Genomic DNA, 12,500 nt, shown 5'->3' on the forward strand with positions numbered 1-12,500 from the left:
GGCTGTCGAGCCATCACCACCTCCGACGGCAAGCCTTCAGACTCACCATCGGACCGGTCAACCCGACACGGTTACAACCCCAACGTTTCTTGGAGCGGCACTAGCTGCGTTGGGGGACGCATGTCCGACCACCTGTTCCAGGCACAGACCGAAGCCTCGTACCTGATCCCTGTCTTCGAGTCCCTCCGCCGCTACGACGGTCTGACAGCCAAACGCCTCGCAGCACGATCCGCTGAGCCCCTCCTCCGCCTCCCCATCGTCCAGAACCATGCCGTCCAAACCGGGCAAAAACCAGCGGCGGCAGCCCTCGAGGTCATCACCGAGCAAGTCCGCGAACTCGACTCGCCGACCGACCGGATCATCGCCGACACGGCCCTCAGACTCGGCATCTACCTTGAGATCTACAAGTCCAGCCAGATCTCGAAACGTGCTCTCTACCGTCTCGGATCTGGTGGACTGGGCGAGCGGCGGCAGGCGCTCGTCGAACACTGGAATGCCCTGCACCAAGCCGTTGGGGTGCAGTCCCCTGCTGAACCGCCGCCGGGTGAGCACACTCTGCGGACCCGGAGGGAGAGCGAGGTCTTCGACAAACTCGGCGCCCTGCTCGTCAATCCCAAGCCGACGGGCGCACACTCCGGGCCGATTCCCTTGCCCACCGCCCTGAGCGTCGATTCCACCGCAGCTGGACAGGTCATCGTCGTTGGCGGGGCCACCATCGACCATATTTGGAGGGTCAGGTCGATTCCCGAGATCGCGACATCCGCGATGGCGATGAGCTACACCCGCACTCCTGGCGGCAAGGGCCTCAGCCAGGCGGTCGCCGCCGCCCATCTCGATCTCGATGTCGCCCTGATCGCTGCCATCGCCAACGATGAGGACGGCAAGGTCATCCGCGCTCACCTTGCGAGCGAAGGCGTCGACATCTCGTTCCTGACGGTGGTCAATCGTCAGGACGTGAGAACCCCCGCCACAGGGGTCTTCGAACTTCCGGCCGGCAACAGCTCAGCAGCTGTATGGCGCGACGGCCCCGAACTCGACGTCGCGACCATCGACCGATGGGCCGGAGCACTCACCTCGTGCGACGTTCTTCTGCTGACCTTCGAACTCCCGCAATCGATCCTCAGGCACATCCTCAATCTTGTCGCCGCGGCGCCGGAGCGGCCTGTCGTCATCCTGACTCCAGGTCAGCCGTACGCCGACGGCCATCTCCTGAGCCCCGCGCTGAAACAGGTCGATTACCTCGTCGCCTATTTGTGGGAACTGGAGACCTTCGCCTTCTCCGACGAGGCGAGGTACGACCCCCAACTCCTCAGCGAAAACCTTCTCAGTCTCGGCCTCCGCTGCCTTTGTCTACTGGGCGACCGCGGCGGCACCGTCTATCAACAAGGCAGCCTCCCGGAGTCCTTACCCGCCCCGCATTCCGTTCTCAAGCAATCTTCGATCACGCGTGACTCGTTCTGTGCCGCTCTCGCCGCGCGCCTGATAGAAGGCGGTTCGCTCACAGGCGACGCCATCCGCTGGGCCGCAGCCGCCATGACCAGCTTCACCGAGGCCTACCGTGAAGCCAACTCCCATCCTCGTCGCGCCGCTGTCGAACGGCACTACCGCGAGATCTCAGACGCCATGGAGGTGGATTGACGTGCCAAGAGCGAGCAATCCCCGCCGGATTGGCAATCGGCGGCCGACAAGCAGGTTCCCCACCCTGCCAAAGGCGTCGGTCGCGGCCACAAAACCCGCCTCTCCCGATCTCAATTGCGTCCATCCAGTCTTGACTACAGACGGCACGGACGCCGTCAGCGGAGTCGACCGGGATCGGATCCCGAGCCGAGCCGACTGCGCGATGTCAAGGATCGAGGAAGACCATGAGCACCAGCTACCTACTCACTCTGCTCCTGCTGTTCTGCTTCTCCCTCGCCGTCGCGAAGAACTGGAGGAAGGTCCTGATCTTCCTCGCTGCGGTACTGCTGACCGCCGCCTTCTTCGGCCTCTACACCATCGGCGTTACTTTGCAGTCCGATTGCGATCCCGCGCAGCCGTACACACCACGGAACCAAATCGCCGCCGCGGCTACGAACTGATGCCTGCTCGATGGCAGACTTGCGCCGCGGCGTGGGGCGACAAACTGGCGACCGCATCAAATGAGGTCGGTGGGAGCGAATGATCGACAGCAGTGACAATCAGGCAGACAAGGTTCGGCTCCTCGCAGGCATGCTTGAGAAGCTCCGAACGCACGACGGTCTGACGCTCGAACGGCTGAGCTCGGACAGAACCGGCCTGACTGCCCCACTTATCGACCTGGCCGTGACCCGTCGATACGCCGACAGCCACAACCTCGACCCGGCCGTGGCGGCCTTCAAACTGGTTTTGAGCTGCGTACGCGATGATCTCGACGGAACCCAGCAGATCATCGCCGACGCGATCCTCGGCCTCAGGCTGCACCTGAAGGCATACGATGACGCCGGTCTGGATGGCAACATCACGCGATCCCTTTACAACCCGTCTGTCACCCGCCGCAGGCAGACACTGCTCAGCAACTGGCACCGCATACATCGAGCTCTCGGCACCGAGCCGGACCCGGCGCCAAGCGATCGATCACTGCGCGGAACAACCGAACCTGCTGTACTGCGAAAACTCGCCAAGCAACTCATCGACCGCAACTACGCTCCCGAGCCACGTGCGGTCACGAGATCTGCCGGCCGCATAGCACCAGAAAACGAGCAGTCCGGGCGTGTTGTCGTCGTCGGTGGAGCAGTCATGGATGTCATCTTCCGGACGAAGAGCCTGCCGGCCCCAGAAACCTCCAGCGAGGCCTTCAGCTTCGACTTGACTCCTGGCGGCAAGGGCCTGACTCAAGCGGTCGCCGCCGCCCATTTGGGCCTGGAGACTTACCTGATCGCCGCCGTGGCCGACGATCGTTTCGGAGAGGAGATCCTTGAGTACCTTCACGCGGAGGGTGTGAATACGTCGCTTGTCAAAAGAGTGCCGGGAGTCCGCACTCCGTTCACCGGTGTCATCGAGAGAGAACTCGGCGACAGCATCGCCGTCAACTGGCGAAACGAAGGCAGAATCCATCTCACACCTTCGGACCTCGTCGACCGCCGCGCCGAAATCGAGAACTGCGACGCGCTCCTCACGACGTTCGAGGTACCGCGCAAGACGATGCAGGAAACACTTGCAATCGCCGATGGCGTCCAGAACCGACCGCTCACCATCGTCACTCCGGGCCAGCCATACATCAACGAACGAATTTCGCACGATGCACTGTCGCGCATGGACTATCTCGTCGCGCACTCGTGGGAGCTCGGACCTTTCGCTCAGGGTCAGACACCGTTCAACCCGGATCTAGTTGCGCGAAATCTCCTCGCCTTCGGCATCCAAACTCTCTGCCTGCTGGTGAGCGGCGGTTGCACCGTGTACTCGGACCGCGCTCAGGATCCCATCGGCGTTCCGACTCTGCCGACAATTTACAAAGAAACCTCAGCCGCACGAGATGCCTTCTGCGCTGCCTTGGCAGCCAAGCTGATCGAGAACGATGGGGTCTTCTCGAACAAGGTCGCGCTCTGGGCGGCTGCCGCAATGTCGTGTGCCGCAGCCAACTATTCGCAATCGGACTGGATGCTGACCCGGGCTCGCATCGACGCGCTCCTGGATCGCTCGTTCGGCACCAGCGATGTCGGCTTCCTGGCAGTGCCGTCAACGACGGACACGGCGTCGTTCGTGGATCGGAACGACCTCCGTGACATCCCGCAAGCGGCAGCAAAAGATCAGCGAGTCCAGTAGTTTCGTGCCGCTCTTCTCGAAGAGCACATCGGGATTCTGACGCCCCAACTGCTCCAGATTGGCGCTCCCCCAGGAGGCTCGAAGCTGGCGAGGGCTGGCATATTCGCGATCGACATACAGGTAAGGCCTTGCCTCGATCGACATCCACTGCTGCCAATTCGCAGCACGATAGCTGGTGCCCTGGAAGCCAAGGTTCGGGTCGACCGCAGTGGTCAGCACCTCGGCGTCGGGGATCTCTTGGGCAAGCACCTGCCGGACCTTCGAGAGAAGTTGTGAAATCGCGAACTTCGGGGCACCGCGGTGCGAATAGACGCGAGATACCTCCCACGCCGTCCCGAACGGCACACCGAACTGTGTCTGCAACCGCCGGCCTACCCGCGCCCAGTCCAATGGAGAAACGCTGCACAGCGTCACAGGAAGGTGATTCAGGGGATCGATGAGTGCGAAATTGATTGAACCATGACGCGCGCTGCGCAAATAATGAAGCCTGCCGAAGATCTGATTGGCCTGATGGCTGGCGAGGCCCACAAATCGCAGATCAGACAAGAGGAATCCAGGTTCTGGGACCAGGTCCTTGATCTCCCAATGATCGCTCCGCAACTGTCCCGCATTGCGTCTCAATTCTGCCATCACCGCAGCGAGCGCGATGGTTCCGTCAGGACGGGCCATACGCGGCAGATGCAGGAGCGTACGAACCTCGAGCGCACGCCAGTAGACGTCGAACTCGCTCGCCACGCAGGTGAGCATCCGCTCGAATGCCGGCACTTGCTTTCGGCAGAGTTCCAGCGTAAGCCGAGCATCTGATGCGTTCTCACCGTCGGACGACAACGGCAAGGCGAGTCGACTGGCGGCCCGTCTCTCCGAAGCAATGGTTGACACAAGCCGGAGACTATCGGACCTTCCGTCGCGCGCTGCCACCATCAGCATGACATGTTTTGGCCAGCCCGACGCCGGATCTCTGCCAATTGGCAACACTGCACTGCCAACTGGCAGCACGCAGTACGGGCGCGGCGCCGCAAGTATCACTGACCAGGCGCCTATGAACGCCAAATTCCCGCTTGCCGTGCCGAAGCGCTAATTTCAGCCATCGGTTAAGAACCAAATTCGACGGGTTGACAACCGATTGTCGCCGAGTCTTATGGAAGAGTAACCGGACGCGGGACGCACCGATCTACTTTAGTCGGTGGCGCAAATGACAAGACGCAAGGGAAGTGAATCAGGAAAGAGGAACACCCATGACTCAGAACGGAATGCTCCCGATCCTCGTCGTTCTTGCTTGCGCGGTGCTCATGGTGACGCTGTGGAAACAGCTCCTGATTCTTGTCGTTGTGGGAGCCGTGATGATCTTCTGCTATGGCGTCTACAACGTCGCGGTTCTGATGGCCGGCTGACGGCTTGGCCGGGCATGCTCGGCGCCCGCGAGACAATCCCGCGCGGGCGTAGGTCTGCTCACCGGCCGGCTGGGTTCACAGCCCGGTGGGGCGGTTGCGGTGGGCGAGCCAGTTGGTCATGCCTTTTGCCAGGAGTTGTGTGCGATGCCAGACCGGGTCGTGTCTGATTTCTCGGGCAGAGAGGCGGATCAGCGCTTTGTATTCGATTCCGAGCTCGGCGAGGGTGCTGTGGCGGTCGCAGACGAAGGCTCGGTCGGAGAGGAGCTCGTACTGGTCGCAGGTCAAATCGATGACCCAGCGGTCGCGGGATGTCGGGTTACCGATCTCGATCCAGCAGTGGAACTGCAGAGTTTGATTGCCGAGGAGGATGTCCCCCACGCAGTACCGTGATCGTGCTCGCAACAGCCAAGGAAGCTCGTGCAGTAGCCAAGCTGAACTGACGCCGCATTGGCCAGCCGAGGCAGGTAGCCCTGGGCTGGCCTCGAAGTCGGGGTGGATCGTCGATTCGGACCACTCTTCGGAGAGAGCGGCCCGGTACGCGCAGAGCCGGCGGTGAAGGTGGGCGGAGAACCAGGTGCCGGGCTGTGAAGACGCGACTGCGAAGACAGAGTTTGACATGGTGGCCCCCCAATCCCTTGCTCCGAACCACTCACTCGGCATTGTGGGCGCTGCCGGAATCGGTGCGCAAGGTCAACATTCCAAAGGGATTGGCGTGGCTGTGTGCAACGGGTTGGGGATGGTGCCGGTGACCGGGATGGGTGGGCGGGTGTCCAGGTCGGTGTAGCCGAGGGTCAGGCGATAGCCGTTCAGTGGGTAGCGAAGGAAGGTCTCTGCGGTCAGTGCCGTAGCCGTCAAGCGATCGGTGTATTCAGGGTGGCTCTGGGTGTAGCGGTGTACCTCGCTCAGAGCTATACCCCAGAAGGTTTCTTCCGGAATCAGCGATTTGGAGGCCAGCGGGTTCAAGACGCCTAGAAGAAGCGCATCCACCAAGTACTGGCGGAGGATCGGCCACGGTTTGCGAGGGAGGACGCGATCGTTGGAGTCCGGCTCGATGCCTCGGGCAACGATTGGATCCGTCGAGATGTTGATGTCATCGACAAGATCCTTGATGACGAGGCGGCTGGGGAGACCCGAGCTGTGGCAGATGACGGCGAGATTTTCACCGTGCGGGTTGACGGTGACGCCGTAGTGGTGGAGGAGGTGGAGCAAGGGGCGGAGGAGGGTAGAGAGGAGGTGGCTGAGCCAGGATTGGGGGTTGGTTCCGGAGCGGGCGATCATTTCTTTGGCTAGTCCGGGATGTAAGACGGCGGCCAGGGGCCACACGGTTTCGCCGTCTCGTAGGCGGGGGTCGATGGGGTCTCGCCAGATGGCGCCGAGGGTTTCGGTCCATTGGTAGGGGATGGCGGTGTGGGTCGAGAGTTCGGGGTGGGGGACGGTGACCGAGGCGACCTCGCCCAGCAACTCGGTGCCTAGGTTGCGGAAGGTCTCGTCGCGGGACCAGAGGCCGCGCAGCCATTGGGTGATCATCGGGGCGGCGAGGGTGCAATGCGACGGGATACCGCGGTAGACCGAGGTGTTCAGGATCTTCAGGGGAAGCTTGACCTGGTAGCGCGAAGGATTCGAGATGTTGACCATCGTGCGGATCGACTGGGTCGGGAGGTACTCGTCGGGGCTCTCCCCCAGCACCACGATCTCCCCGGTTGCGAGCTCGCGGGCCCACTGGGTGCGGACGACGTGGTCCAGTTGCCACGGGTGGCACGGGAGCCACACGTACGCGTCGGGGTCGTCCAGCCGCGCGCGGAACGCCTCCACGGTTGGCGGGTCCAGTTCCCTGGCGATGACCGAGTGCTCCGAGAGGTCCGGCGTACCGCGGAACTCGGCGAGCCCACGTCGTACGGCGAGCCAGACCAGGTGGAGCGGAGTACGAGCCTCTGGGGCGTACCGCTCGCTGTCGGAGGCCGAGAAGCCCAGGCGGCCCTTGTTCGCGACCAGGAGCGGGTGCCCGGTCAGGTGCCCTTCCAGCCGACTGTGGTGCAGCTCCAGCAACTCAGCAGCGGGCACCGCCGTAGAGGCCATCCGTACGTCGGCCGCGAGCGTGCTCGTCAGCTCCGCGACGTACCCAGCCACAGTGGACCCGTCGACCCCGAGTACGTCGGCAGCGTCGACGAAGAACCGGATCGGGTCGGTGGCGACTTCGCTCTCGTCGTTGCCGAGGATGCCGGCCGTGGTACGTCGGATCGACGCCGGATCCACCCGCCAACTGCCGAAGCCACCGCGGGTCGTCTCGAACACGTAGGACACTGCCCCGAGGTCCAGCCGATTGTCGACGGGCTCCAGCAAACCCTCCGTGCAGAACTGCGAGATGAGCTTCGCCAGCAGCTCCGACGAGCACTCGGTCCAGATACTCATCCGGGGATCGCAAACGTCGTGTACGCGGTGGACTTGGGCAACCGGAAGACTTCTCGGCCGGCCACGCTGTTCAGGATCGTTGCGTTGCGGATCGCTCCGATGCCGAGGTCCGGTGCAGCGACGCCATGACTGTGCAGGTCCGCGTTCGCCACGAAGATCCGCCCCTCCAGAGCGCCCCGCACGCTGTGGTCGCGGTTGATGGCCCACCGACCGGCAGCATCGTGCTCGATCTGCGATTGCAGCGACTCCAGGAACGGCAGTGGGCGGTTCCGGTACCCGGTCGCGGCGACGACAGCGTCCGTCAGGTGCTGGAAGGTCTTCCCGGTGTCTGCGTGCAGCATGGTGAGTTCCAGCCCGTCAGCATGCGCAACCGCGGAGACGACAGCCACACCGCACTGCAGCTCAACCGGCAGGTCCCGCGAGTAGAGGACGTCGTGGATGTCATCCAGCGTCTCCGACGAGATGCCCTTGTAGTGCCGCCACTGCTCCTTCACCAGCCTGTCGCGTACCGGCTCATCCAGTCCGTGGAAGTAGTCGACGTACGACGGTGTCGTCATCTCCAGCACCAGCTTGGAGTAGTCCAGCGGAGCGAACGACGGCGTACGACTCAACCAAGACACAGCAGGACCGTTAGCTCGCAACAGGTCCAGAGCGCACTCAGCACCAGACTGCCCGGAGCCAACCACGGTCACCCGCCCTGTGCGCAGTAGATCGTCCCTGCGGAAGAGGTAATCCGCGGAGTGCGTGAATCGCTCAGCAGGCAGCCCTGCCAGCGCAGCAGGTACGAACGGCTCAGTACCGACGCCGACCACCAGATGCCGAGCTTCGAACTGCTCGACGCTGTCACCACGCTCCACAGTCAGCTCGAACGACGAGCCGTTCCACACCACGTCCCGCACGTGGTGACCGAAGTGCAGTGAGTCCAGCTGGGCCGCACACCACCGCAGGTACGTTTCGTACTCCCTCCGCGTCGGGTGGAACTTCTCCCGCACGTAGAACTGGTACAGCCGGTCGTTGTCCTTCAAGTACGACAGAAACGACAGGTGATGCGCCGGCTCGACCAACGACACCAGATCCGCCAGGAACGACACCTGCAGCATTGCGTCCTCGAACATCAACCCGCGATGCCAGGTGAACTCCGGCCGGCTGTCGAGCACAGCCAGCCGTACGTCGTCCACACCGTCCGCCAGCGCGGCCAGTCCGAGGTTGAACGGCCCGCAGCCGATCGCAATCACGTCGTACACGTCATGCCTCCCTGCACGGCCCGGGTACGGACCATCAGTAGTGCTGTCTTCTCGGGCAGCTGTAGCTCCCCGTGCTGGACGAATCCGGCCGCGGTGAACGCGCGGACGGACGGGGTGTTCTCGATGTCCGGTTCGGCGACCACCTGCGAACAGGACGGCTCTGCGCGCAGCACCTCATCAGCGAGCCAGCGCAGCAGCTCCCGCCCGAGGCCCCGGCCGACGCGCGCGACGTCACCGATCGCCACGTGCAGGCCCCGGTCCTCCTCGCCGTACGCGTAGTACTCCGCAAGGCGGTCGTGCCGGACCCGGTACAACTCGACGTACGCGAACTCCTCGGCGTCCGCCGCGACCACACAGGGCGTGGAGTGCTCCCCTGCCGCCTGTTGCTCGATCTCCTGCGCCCAACGCTCCACCGACCAGCTCTGCTGCCACCAGCGCCGGATGTGCGGCTGCGACATCCACAATGCGATGAGTGGGGCGTCTGACGGGCCCGCCGGCCGCAGCTCGAACGACGTCACCGCAGCGGGTTAGGGATGTCGAGGTAGACGGACTGTGCGTCCAATGGCGCTACTACCTCGTCTATGCCCCGCAACCGAGTCAGCATGTTCGCTTTGCACGGCAGTGTCTCCGCTTCGAGCCACCGCCGCGCCAGCCGATCGCCAGAAGGTCCAGCAGCCTTGAGCAGCGGCAGAGCGAGTGTCAGCCGCTCCCGCACCACACCGAGCAGCTCGTCCTCGTCTGCGACCCCGTCCGCCGCCAGACACCCCACCACGGCCAGCGCCTGGTTGTGCAGCAGGTAGTAGGTCAGCCGGTCGTCGACGATCGGGTCGTCCACCACCGCCAGCGTCGAGTCCTGCAAGCCGGTGACCGCCAGCAGACTACGCAGGTACGACGATGCGAGGTAGTAGCCCTGGTTGTCGCGATAAGCACCGCCCTTGATCCGCCCTGCCCCGTCCAGCCGCACCAGCGTATTCTGCTGATGCGCCTCGAGACCGATGCCCGTCTCGGCGTACAGGTGCAGCATCGGGATCAGCACGTTGTCGATGTACGCCGAAACCCACGCGGCCGGGTCCTCCGCCGCGAAGACACTCAACCGACTCACACCGCCCGGTCGTGGAGCGACGAGCCCCGCCAGGCAGGCGTAGCTGTTGACGTCCGCCGGGACCTCCCGGACAGCAACGTCGAGACCGGTCAACGTCGGTCCGCCCTCGTCGAGCGCAACCCAGGCCGGGTCGCGAACGATGGTGAAGCGCGGGTGCGCAGTCGCCGTACCCGCGTTGTACGCCGCATCGAGCAGTCGATTGATCTCCAGCCCGCGCCGTAGCTCGGTCGGCGTCGACTCCCGCCGCGAGTTCGTGATCCGCAGACCGAGCGACAGCTTCAGCATCACCGGCAGATCCGGATGGAACACGGTCCGCAGGCTGGACGTCGGGTACCACTGGGCGCCACCAGGTCCCAGTGCCTTCACACGACCGGCAGAAATCAGCGAGGCGACCCGCGGACGCTCTGCCACCGCAGCCGCCTGCCACGGATGGGCCGGGATCAGCACCCGGCCCGACGACGGGGTGATACCGGCCAGCGCGCCCATCAACTGCACAGCGTCCAGTCCCTGCAGCGAGGGCGCGCCGGCCACCTGGTCCGACGACACCAGTTCGGCGTCGGCTTCGAACCAGTGCACTGCGAAACGGCCGCCGAGCTCCGGCGAGTACGCCGCCAGCTCGTCACCGCTCAGTCCGTCCCGGCTCTTCGGCGCCGGGTGGTTCAGATGCCCGAACAGCAACGCCTGCTCGAGCTCCAGGAATCGCCCCGGCCCCCGCCGCCCGTCGGCCAGCTCGACGAAGAGCGCGACGTTGCGCACCGATTCCGCCGTCCGCGCCGCCAGGTCGTCGATCTCAGCCGGATCCGCGCCGGCTGACAACAACCGCACGAGCTCCTCGGGTACGGCGGGTACGCCGTCCACCTGTACGTCGGTGAACTGGTGCAACCCGGTCCGCGACGCGTGCTGCACCTGCGCCGTCACCGTCGAACCACCGACCTCCAAGCTCAGCGGACCGACCGCGACCGGCACGGACGACGACTCCCGGGTGTAACACCGCAGGATCGCGTTCAGATGAGCATCAGCCGCAATAGTCACGCCGCTCCTTTGCCGGTCTGGACGTCGAGGCCGGTGGCCACGACCTGGTCGAGCAGGTCCTCGATGTCCGTCGCGGTGGCGTTCGGGTTCAGCAGCGTCAGCTTCAACGCGACCGCCGCCGGCCTGCCTGAACCGTCGCCGCGGGCCGGCACCTTGGTCCGGCCGATCAGCACCCGCCCCGACGTCAGCAACCGGCGCCGGACCTCGCCCTGGAGCGCGTCCAGGCCGGACGCGTCCAGGCCCTGCCCGGCAACCCGGAACAGCACCGTGGTCAGGGTCACCGGCGCCAGCAACTCGAGGTTGCTGTCGGCAACGACCCGGGCCGCGGCAGTGTGCGCGAGCTCGTGGCAGGTGTCGACCATCGTTCCCAGTCCGGCCCGTCCGTATGCCGTCAGCGTGGTCGCAACCTTGACCGCGTCCGGCCGGCGGGTGGTCTGCAGACTGCGGCCGAGCAGCCCGTCCAGCCCGGAGTCGATGTCGTCGGCCGGGTTCAGGTAGTCCACCGAGCGGTCGAACGCCGCGAACCGGCTCCGGTCGGCCACCAGCAGCACGCTGGTCGCGGCCGGCTGCCAGCCGATCTTGTGCAGGTCCAGCGTCACCGAGTCGGCCAGCGGCAGATCGGCGAGCAGCGGCGCCAGCCGGTCCGAGAACAGTGCCCCGAACCCGTACGCCGCGTCGACGTGCAGCCAGGCGCCGTACTGCCGGGTGAGTGCGGCGATCGGTGCGATCGGATCCACCGATCCGAAGTCCGTCGTACCCGCGGTCGCGATCACGGCCACCGGCGTACGGCCGGGCTTCGCGAGCTCGTCTGCGAGCAGGTCGGTCCGCATCCGGAAGTTCTCGTCGGAGGCAATCGTGATCGCGGCCTGCTCGCCGAGCCCGAGGGCGGCGCAGGCTCGCTGGACCGAGAAGTGGGCGAGTTCGGAGCAGAACACGACCGGCCGGTCGACGCCCTGCAGACCGTTCCGCCGTACGTCGACGCCCGCAGCGGCGGCCGCGCTGTCGCGGGCGATCAGGATCGCGAGCAGGTTCGAGATCGAGCCGCCGGGCGTCAGTACGCCGTCCGCCCGCGGGCCGAATCCGGCCAGCGCTGCGAGAGCCCGCACGACCCACTGCTCGATCGCGAGCGTCGCCGGACCGGAGTCGTAGGTGTCCATCGAGGCATTCGACGCCGAGGCCAGCGCATCCGCGTCGACCGCGACCTGCAGCACCGGCGGCTGCAGGTGCGCCGCGGCGTGCGGGTGGCTCAGGTCGATCCCGTGCTCGTCGAGCAGCCCCGCGATCAGATCGAGAGCGGCGGACTCCCCCACGCCGGTGGACGGCACCCGCGGCTCACCCAGCACCTCGGCAGCGCGCCGCAGCACCGCCCCCGGCGAACCGTGCGGCAACGGTCCGCGCTCACGGTCCGAAACCGTCGAGGCCAGCGGCCAGCGAGCAGCGAACGGATCGCGAACAGGTGCGGGAAGCGCGGTGAGACGCGCGGGCTGCGACATCCAGATCTCCCGGGAAGTTGTCGAGTAAGGCAACCCTTACTAAGGCAGA

11 protein-coding genes are annotated in these 12,500 nt (G+C 65.1%); 4 read left to right on the forward strand and 7 right to left on the reverse strand.

The features are described 5' to 3' along the window. Positions 1-120 precede the first annotated feature (120 nt). The 3 genes from EV651_RS39725 to EV651_RS39735 all read left to right on the forward strand — a co-directional run bounded on the left by EV651_RS39725 (position 121) and on the right by EV651_RS39735 (position 3,780). Positions 121-1,638: a PfkB family carbohydrate kinase gene (locus EV651_RS39725; protein ID WP_133791165.1), complete on the forward strand. Its 1,518-nt coding sequence runs from the start codon at positions 121-123 to the stop codon at positions 1,636-1,638. Positions 1,639-1,862: 224 nt separating this feature from the next. Further along, complete coding sequence (locus EV651_RS39730; RefSeq protein ID WP_133791167.1) at positions 1,863-2,078, forward strand: hypothetical protein; 216 nt, start codon at positions 1,863-1,865, stop codon at positions 2,076-2,078. A gap of 79 nt (positions 2,079-2,157) precedes the next feature. Continuing rightward, complete coding sequence (locus tag EV651_RS39735) at positions 2,158-3,780, forward strand: PfkB family carbohydrate kinase (protein ID WP_133791170.1); 1,623 nt, start codon at positions 2,158-2,160, stop codon at positions 3,778-3,780. On the opposite strand, the gene EV651_RS39740 is transcribed toward EV651_RS39735, so the two are convergent. Next, positions 3,694-4,659: a hypothetical protein gene (locus EV651_RS39740; protein ID WP_133791172.1), complete on the reverse strand. Its 966-nt coding sequence runs from the start codon at positions 4,657-4,659 to the stop codon at positions 3,694-3,696. The genes EV651_RS39735 and EV651_RS39740 overlap by 87 nt on opposite strands. 356 nt (positions 4,660-5,015) lie before the next feature. On the opposite strand from EV651_RS39740, the gene EV651_RS41730 reads away from it, so the two are divergent. Next, the gene (locus EV651_RS41730) at positions 5,016-5,171 is read left to right on the forward strand and encodes a hypothetical protein (RefSeq protein WP_166658944.1); all 156 of its coding nucleotides are present in this window, start codon (positions 5,016-5,018) and stop codon (positions 5,169-5,171) included. Positions 5,172-5,246: 75 nt separating this feature from the next. Here the strand turns inward: EV651_RS41730 and EV651_RS39745 are convergent, their stop codons facing one another. The 6 genes from EV651_RS39745 to EV651_RS39770 form a co-directional block, all read right to left on the reverse strand. Beyond that, positions 5,247-5,549 carry a hypothetical protein gene (locus EV651_RS39745; protein WP_133791174.1) on the reverse strand — a complete coding sequence of 101 codons (303 nt, stop codon included), beginning with the start codon at positions 5,547-5,549 and terminating at the stop codon, positions 5,247-5,249. 312 nt (positions 5,550-5,861) lie between these two features. Then, positions 5,862-7,580, reverse strand: a complete 1,719-nt coding sequence (locus EV651_RS39750; RefSeq protein WP_133791176.1) for an IucA/IucC family siderophore biosynthesis protein — start codon at positions 7,578-7,580, stop codon at positions 5,862-5,864. Next, positions 7,577-8,824 carry a lysine N(6)-hydroxylase/L-ornithine N(5)-oxygenase family protein gene (locus EV651_RS39755; protein ID WP_133791178.1) on the reverse strand — a complete coding sequence of 416 codons (1,248 nt, stop codon included), beginning with the start codon at positions 8,822-8,824 and terminating at the stop codon, positions 7,577-7,579. The genes EV651_RS39750 and EV651_RS39755 overlap by 4 nt, the downstream gene beginning before the upstream one ends. Beyond that, on the reverse strand, positions 8,812-9,342 hold the full coding sequence (locus EV651_RS39760) for a GNAT family N-acetyltransferase (protein ID WP_133791180.1): 531 nt from the start codon (positions 9,340-9,342) through the stop codon (positions 8,812-8,814). The genes EV651_RS39755 and EV651_RS39760 overlap by 13 nt, the downstream gene beginning before the upstream one ends. Then, complete coding sequence (locus EV651_RS39765; protein ID WP_133791182.1) at positions 9,339-10,958, reverse strand: IucA/IucC family siderophore biosynthesis protein; 1,620 nt, start codon at positions 10,956-10,958, stop codon at positions 9,339-9,341. The genes EV651_RS39760 and EV651_RS39765 overlap by 4 nt, the downstream gene beginning before the upstream one ends. Continuing rightward, a complete protein-coding gene (locus EV651_RS39770; RefSeq protein ID WP_133791184.1) occupies positions 10,955-12,451 on the reverse strand; it encodes a pyridoxal-dependent decarboxylase in 1,497 nt (498 codons plus the stop codon). Before EV651_RS39770 ends, EV651_RS39765 begins: the two co-directional genes overlap by 4 nt. Between the last annotated feature and the right edge of the window lie 49 nt (positions 12,452-12,500).

The sequence above is a fragment of the Kribbella sp. VKM Ac-2571 genome, from assembly GCF_004362255.1.
In the GTDB taxonomy this organism is placed as follows: domain Bacteria; phylum Actinomycetota; class Actinomycetes; order Propionibacteriales; family Kribbellaceae; genus Kribbella; species Kribbella pratensis.

Excerpts from the sequence above, each read along its gene's own strand:
- EV651_RS39725 (WP_133791165.1), top strand. The coding sequence starts at position 121 with ATGTCCGACCACCTGTTCCAGGCACAGACCGAAGCCTCGTACCTGATC.
- EV651_RS39730 (WP_133791167.1), top strand. The coding sequence starts at position 1,863 with ATGAGCACCAGCTACCTACTCACTCTGCTCCTGCTGTTCTGCTTCTCC.
- EV651_RS39735 (WP_133791170.1), top strand. The coding sequence starts at position 2,158 with ATGATCGACAGCAGTGACAATCAGGCAGACAAGGTTCGGCTCCTCGCA.
- EV651_RS41730 (WP_166658944.1), top strand. The coding sequence starts at position 5,016 with ATGACTCAGAACGGAATGCTCCCGATCCTCGTCGTTCTTGCTTGCGCG.
- EV651_RS39750 (WP_133791176.1), bottom strand. The coding sequence starts at position 7,580 with ATGAGTATCTGGACCGAGTGCTCGTCGGAGCTGCTGGCGAAGCTCATC.
- EV651_RS39770 (WP_133791184.1), bottom strand. The coding sequence starts at position 12,451 with ATGTCGCAGCCCGCGCGTCTCACCGCGCTTCCCGCACCTGTTCGCGAT.